A 6,457-nucleotide genomic window follows, 5' to 3' on the forward strand; every position below is an offset into this window, starting at 1 on the left:
GGGGGCCGGCCCGGCGGTGGGGCGCACGGAGCCGGACAGCCGGGCCACCGCCACCGTGCCCCGGCCCGGCACGCTGTGCAGGGCGAAGTCGTCGGACAGCCGGCGGCAGGTGCCCAGCCCCGCGCCCAGCGAGCGGGTCGTGCTGAAGCCGTCCCGCAGGGCGGAGGGCACGTCGGACATGCCCGGCCCGTGGTCGATGGCGGTGATCTGCACCGACCGCGCCGCGGCACCCTCCGGCAGGACGGGCGGATCCACCACGTCGAGCAGCATCGTGCCGCCCTGCGCGTACTTGAGCAGGTTGGTGGCCAGCTCGGTCGCCACCAGGGCCGCCGCCGCGGTACGGCGCTCGTCCAGCCCGGCCACGGCCGCCGCCTCCTCGGCCGCGACCCGGGCGTCCCGCACCCGGGTGGAGTCCCGCACCGGCACCTCCCACACGCGTGGCATCAGCCCTCCTCCCGCGGCCGGGGCGGCCGGGACACCCAGGACGTCACCCGGACCGTCGTCCCGGAGCCGGGAGCGCTCTCCACGGCGAAGTCGTGCACCAGGCGCCGGGCCCCGCCCAGCCCCATGCCGAGCCCGTCACCCGAGGTGTAGCCGTCGCTGAGCGCCCGGTCGAGGTCCGGGATGCCCGGCCCCTCGTCGATGAAGGACAGCCGCAGCCCGGCCACCCCCGCCGTACTGACCGCGGAGATCTCCATCCGGCCGCCCCCGCCGTGCACCAGGGTGTTGCGGGCCAGCTCACTGGCGGCGGTGACCAGCTTCGTCTGGTCCACCAGCCCGAACCCGAGCCCGGCCGCGGACTGCCGCACATGCTGGCGCACCCACACCAGGTCCATGTCCGACCGGATGGGCAAGCACGCCTCCACGCCCGCCGACGTGTCCATCACGCACCCTCCCCGCGCCTGCCGGCGGGGCCGGACAGCACGACGGGCTGGGAGAGCATCTCCAACGCCACTTCGGTGTTCAGCGCCGTGCGCAGGCCCGGCAGCGTCAGGCCCAGCTCCACCAGGGTGATCGCGACCGCCGGCCGCATACCGGCCACCACGGTCCGGGCGGCCAGCAGCTCGGTCTGCGCGGCGATCTCGGCGAGCACCCGCCCCAGGAAGGAGTCGACCATCTCCACGCCGGAGATGTCGATGACCACCCCGGTGACCCCGCTGCGCACGATGGTCTCCGACAGGTCCTGCTGCAGCTGCTGCGCCGTGCTGTCGTACAGGTCGCCCTGGAGGGTGACCAGCAGGATGTCGCCGAGCCGGAGCACCGGCACGGTTGCGTGCCCCGCGACGGCGCGGGAGGGGTCCTGGATCACCGTCGGCCCGCACCCGTCGGGGACGCGTTCACGATGTCGGCGCCCAGTTCGTGCAGGCAGTAGGCCAGCGCGTCGGCGAGGCTGGCCCGGGTGAGGACCGACCCCAGGTCGAGCCCGAGGTGCACCATGGTCTGCGCGATCGCCGGCCGGATGCCGGAGACCACGCACTCCGCGCCCATCAGCCGGGCCGCCGCGACGGTCTTCATCAGGTGCTGCGCCACCAGCGAGTCCACCGTCGGCACCCCGGTGATGTCGAGGATCGCGAACCGGGCGTGCTGCTCGACCACCGAGTTCAGCAGCGTCTCCATCACCACCTGGCTGCGGGCGCTGTCCAGCGTGCCGATGAGCGGGACCGCCACGATCCCGTCCCACAGCTTGATCACCGGCGTGGCGACCTCCATCAGCTGCAGCCGCTGCCGGTCGATGAGCGCCTGCCCCTCCGTCACCGCCGTCTGCATGGCGACCAGCCGCAGCGTCCCCATCAGCCGGCTCAGCGCGATCGAGCAGGTCCGCACCCGCTCCGGGTCCGCCTGCTCCAGATCCGCGACCAGCAGGTTCTCGGCCGGCGGCCACAGGGCCGACAGCTCGCTCGACACCTGCGTCGAGGACAGTCCCGCACGGGAGCGCGCCGCGCCCATCCGGGCGAGCTGTTCCCGCACCCCGCTGAACCCCGCCGCGTCCGGGTCCTCGACCCGGCCGGTGTCCGCGACCTCGGCCAGGGCGTCCACGACCGCCCGGCCCGCCTCCACCGCCTCGTCCCGCGAGACGGTGAACACCGTACGGAACAGGGGCTCGTCCGCCCACCGTTGGGCGATCTGCTCCCGTCGGCGCCGCAGGAAGTCCCTGACCTCCTGCGACGGCGCTGCGAGCGCCCCGTCCGCCTCGTGCTCCGGCACCTGATCTCTCCTTGTCGTCATGACGTCCCACCGCGTCCGCGGCCCGGCGGCGGCCGGCCGCACACGGCCCCGGCCGTGCTGCGCCCGACGGCCGGACACGGCGTCGCGGTGGCATCGTGCCGGGTGGGGACCCGGCCTCCTTCCCGGACCAGCCTCTCAGGCGCCCGGCTCCTCCTGCCGCGGGGCGCTCTCCCGGATCCCGTCGACGCGCTCCAGCGCCTCCTCCACGCTCTCCGAGACCGGGACGGTGATGCTCACGCCGGTCAGGTCCAGGATGCGGCGCACCGCGGACGTGGGGGAGATGATGTGCACGCTCCCCGGCAGCTCCCGGGCCTCCTGGTAGACGCGCAGGATGATGTTCATGCCGGAGGAGTCCATGAAGGGCACCGCCGACAGGTCGAGCAGGAAGTGGCGCCGGCCGTGGTGCAGCTGGTTCGCCAGATGGTGCTGGAACTCGGTCGCGGTGTCGACGTCCAGGTACCCCTCCACCGTGAGCAGGGCGACGTCCTCGCGGGGCAGGGTCACCTCGACGGACAGGGGGTTCTGGGCAATGGGCACGAGTACCTCCAACAAGTACGGACGTCCGGGGCGGGGGTCACCCCGGGGGCCACTCGGTACGCGCGGCCCCCGGACGGGGGAGTGATCAAGCTCTCGACGGCGACGACCTGCAGGGACGTGTCCCTGTCACCGGGGCCGGAGCCCCTTCGCCGCCTGCCGTCCGCACTCCCTCGCCCACCGGCCGAGTCGCACCGCGCAGCCGCGCGTACCCGCTGATCCCTCTTTCATGCCCACGCGGTCGGCATCGGCCGCGACGGCCCGGCCCGGCTGCCGCCCCGCCCGTGTCACCCCACCCGGATGCCGACGATGCACGTGTCGTCGTCCGTGTCCGACCGGCTGTGCGTGAGCATGCGGTCCAGCTGCTGGTCCAGAGACCTGGGGGCGGTCCCGACCGTGGTGAGGAGCTGGGTCAGGGCCTCCTCCATCGTGCGGTCGCGGCGCTCGATGAGCCCGTCGGTGTACATGAGCAGGGTGTCCTGCGCCGCCAGCGTCACCTCCGCCTCCTCGTAGCGGGCCTCCGCCACCGCGCCCAGCAGCATCCCCCGGACCGTCGGCAGCGGAGCGGCGCCGTCCCCGCGGACCAGCACCGGAGGCAGATGGCCCGCGCGGGCCCAGCGCAGGGTGCGCGCGTCCGGGTCGTACAGCCCGCAGACCGCCGTGGCCGTCACCGCGCCCGTGAGGTGGTGGGCGACGATGTTGAGCCAGGACAGCAGCTGCCCCGGTCCCGCGCCGGTGACGGCCAGCCCGCGCAGCGCGTTGCGCAGGACGACCATGCTGGTCGCGGCCTCGATGCCGTGCCCGGCGACGTCGCCGACGCAGAGCAGCACCAGCCCCGACGGCAGCACCACCGCGTCGTACCAGTCGCCGCCCACCAGCTGCTCGGCCTCCGCCGGCCGGTAGCGCACCGCCACCGACAGGTCCGGCACCCGCAGGGGCGCCTGGGCGGGCGGCATGATGGCCTGCTGCAGCTGCAACGCCAGCCGGTCCCGCTCGCTGGCGTGCTGCTCGGTGTGCGCGAGCTGGTCCCGGGTGGCGGCCAGCGCCACCTCCGTCCAGTGCTGCGCCGAGACGTCCTGGTAGGCGCCGCGCACCGTGAGCACCCGGCCGTCGGTGTCCGTGACCGGCTCGGCGACCACCCGGATGTGCCGGGTCACCCCGTCCGGCCGCTGCAGCCGGAACGCGGCCGAGGCGGGCCGGCCGTGGTGCATCAGGGTCCGCAGGAAACGGCCGATGGGCACCGCGTCGTCCGGGTGGGCGTGCGCGGGAAGGTCCTCCAGCGCCACCGGCAGACTCGACGGCGGACGCCCGTACAGGTCGAACAGCTGGCCGTTCCAGGTGATCTCACCGGTGAGCAGGTTCTCCTCGAACCCGCCGATCCGGCCGAGGCGCTGCGCGTGCTGCAGCAGGCTCGCCAGCCGCGCCGCCTCGTCCTCGATCCGCCAGATGAACAGCACGCTGGAGCCGTGCCGGCTGACGCTGAGGTCCGCGACCGCCGACAGCGGCACCTGGTCGACCAGCGCCGTCAGGTTCGTCCGCCGGGCCCGGAACGGCTCACCCGTGGCGTACACCCGCTCGATCCGCTGGAACAGCCCGCTCTCCCCGGCGGCCAGCGGGTAGGCCTCCAGCAGCAGCACCCCGCTGATCATCGCCCGGGACCGGCCCGCCGGGTCCTGGAAGCGGCCGTTGACGTGCTGGATGCGGAAGTCCACCAGGTTCCCGGCGGCGTCCAGGTGGGGCACCAGCACGAGGGCGGGGTCCTGCAGCCCGTCGGCCAGGTCCATCAGCTCCGCGGCGTCCGGCAGCACCCGCGGCGGGTGGGCCGGGTCGCTCGGCGCCGTGTACGTCTCCAGCGTGTGGGCGCACAGCTCGGCCAGCGCCTCGACCTGACGCACTATCTGCGGCGGCTGCTCGGGCAGCGGCGCGGGCCAGGCGATCTCCAGCACCCCGTGGATCCGTCCGCCCGTGCCCGCCGGCACCGCCGCCCTGCCCCCGTCGGGGTGCTGGTGGCGGCCGACGCTGGGCAGTCCCGTGTCGGACAGCGAGGTGATCCACAGCCCGTCGCGCTCGGTGAGCCCCCGCCGGGCCACCGTCGCCACGTCCGGCGGTACGTAGCGCCAGCGGGCCGCCTCCGCCGGGGAGAAACCGGCGCTGCCCGCCAGCGTCAGCGAGCCGTCGAAGCCCGCCGCCCAGACGGCCACGGCCGTCGCGCCGATCGGCTGCAGGGCGTGCTGGAGCAGGGACTCGGCGACGGCCTGGGTGTCGTCGGCCGCCAGCACCCCGCTCTCGGCCGCCCGCAGCCGGACGGCGGCCGCCGCCTCGCTCTCGGCCTCCTCGGCCGCCCGGGTGGCGGCCAGGAACGCGTTCGTCACCTCCGACATCCGGTCCCGCGCCGCCTGGTTGATGACCTCGACGGCGAACTCCAGCGGGGTCGTCCCGGCCTGCTCGGTCAGCTCGGCGAGCTGGCGGGCCGCCTGCGTCGGCCCGCACTGCAGGCGCTCGACGAGGATGCCCTTGGCCAGTTCGAGCAGGGCCCGCCCCTCGGCCTCCGCCTGCGCGGCCCGCACCTCGCGGCTGAGCCGGTCCACGGTCGCCGCGAGACGGCCCACGGGGGAGTCCGCGGCGACGCCGGCGGGCCCGGCCGACGTCGCGGACGCCGGGAGGGCGGACGGCGGCCCCGCCTCCTCGTGCTGCGGCGGGCTCGGCCGGTCGGTGGTGCTCACGGTGCGGATGCTCCTCGGTTGCGGGGACCTGGGGCGCGACGGCACGGACGGGGCCGGGTGCCCGTCCCGGTGGACGGGACGAACCCGGCGGCCGTGCGGTTGCCGCTCACGAGGGCAGCCAGTGCCGGACGCACGCCATCAGGGCCTGCGTGTCGACCGGCTTGGTCACGTAGTCGCTGGCCCCGGAGGCGAGGCTCTTCTCCCGGTCGCCCGGCATCGCCTTCGCCGTCACCGCGATGATCGGCAGCTCCGCGTACTGCGGCATCGCCCGGATCTCGGCCGTCGCCGTGTACCCGTCCATCTCGGGCATCATCACGTCCATCAGGACCAGCGCCACGTCCGGGTGGGCGAGCAGCGTCTCGATGCCCCGGCGCCCGTTCTCCGCGTGCAGGACCCGGAAGCCGTGCAGCTCCAGGATCCCGCTGAGCGCGAACAGGTTGCGCGCGTCGTCGTCGACGACCAGGACCGTGCGGCCCGCGTGGGAGACGTCCGGCACCGGCTCCGGTGCCCGCCGCTGCGGATCGTCCGGCCGCACCAGCGAGAGCACGTCACCCGGCTCCTCGGCGGACAGGTGCAGCGCGATCCGCTCCCGCAGCTCGTCCAGGCTGGAGAGGAACTCCAGCGCGGTGCCCGAGGACCGCGAGCGCAGCGTCTCCTCCACGGCGGTGTCCGCCCGCTGCCCGCTGTGCACCAGCACCGGCACGGCGGCCAGCGCGGCGTCGCCCCGCAGCGCCTGGAGGAACCGCGCCGCCTCGCCCTCCATGCCCAGCTCCAGCACCACGCAGTGGCACGGCTCGGCCGCCAGGGCGCCGGCCGCCTCCTGGGCGCCGACGGCGGTGATGATGTCGACCACGGGCCGGTTCGCGCCGTGGCCGCGGGCGCTGGTGACGTCCTGGACGACGCTCTCCGCGACCAGCGTGAGCAGGCCGCGCGGACGCTCCTCCACCACCAGCAGCCGCCGCGGACGCCGGCCG

The 6,457-nt window shown here is 75.0% G+C and carries 7 protein-coding genes; all 7 read right to left on the minus strand.

Features of this window, described 5'->3' with window-relative positions:
• A partial coding sequence (locus tag G3I53_RS24640) for an anti-sigma regulatory factor (protein WP_164438778.1) occupies nucleotides 1–444 on the minus strand: 444 nt, incomplete at its 3' end.
• Entirely contained in the window at nucleotides 444–884 is a 441-nt protein-coding gene (locus G3I53_RS24645) for an anti-sigma regulatory factor (protein WP_031101769.1), read from the minus strand. The genes G3I53_RS24645 and G3I53_RS24640, both read right to left, overlap by 1 nt.
• Nucleotides 884–1,309, minus strand: a complete 426-nt coding sequence (locus G3I53_RS24650; protein WP_031101770.1) for an STAS domain-containing protein — start codon at nucleotides 1,307–1,309, stop codon at nucleotides 884–886. The genes G3I53_RS24645 and G3I53_RS24650 overlap by 1 nt, the downstream gene beginning before the upstream one ends.
• The gene (locus tag G3I53_RS24655; RefSeq protein ID WP_031101771.1) at nucleotides 1,306–2,205 is read right to left on the minus strand and encodes an STAS domain-containing protein; all 900 of its coding nucleotides are present in this window, start codon (nucleotides 2,203–2,205) and stop codon (nucleotides 1,306–1,308) included. Before G3I53_RS24655 ends, G3I53_RS24650 begins: the two co-directional genes overlap by 4 nt.
• Before the next feature lie 156 nt (nucleotides 2,206–2,361).
• Entirely contained in the window at nucleotides 2,362–2,763 is a 402-nt protein-coding gene (locus G3I53_RS24660; protein WP_164333395.1) for an anti-sigma factor antagonist, read from the minus strand.
• A 284-nt stretch (nucleotides 2,764–3,047) separates the two neighbouring features.
• A complete protein-coding gene (locus G3I53_RS24665) occupies nucleotides 3,048–5,483 on the minus strand; it encodes a SpoIIE family protein phosphatase (RefSeq protein WP_164438779.1) in 2,436 nt (811 codons plus the stop codon).
• A gap of 106 nt (nucleotides 5,484–5,589) precedes the next feature.
• On the minus strand, nucleotides 5,590–6,457 hold an 868-nt coding region (locus tag G3I53_RS24670; protein WP_164438780.1), incomplete at its 5' end, for a response regulator.

Source organism: Streptomyces sp. SID14436 (assembly GCF_010548465.1).
Classification (GTDB): domain Bacteria; phylum Actinomycetota; class Actinomycetes; order Streptomycetales; family Streptomycetaceae; genus Streptomyces.

Coding starts and splice junctions, on each gene's coding strand:
- G3I53_RS24645 (WP_031101769.1), bottom strand. CDS start 884: ATGGACACGTCGGCGGGCGTGGAGGCGTGCTTGCCCATCCGGTCGGAC.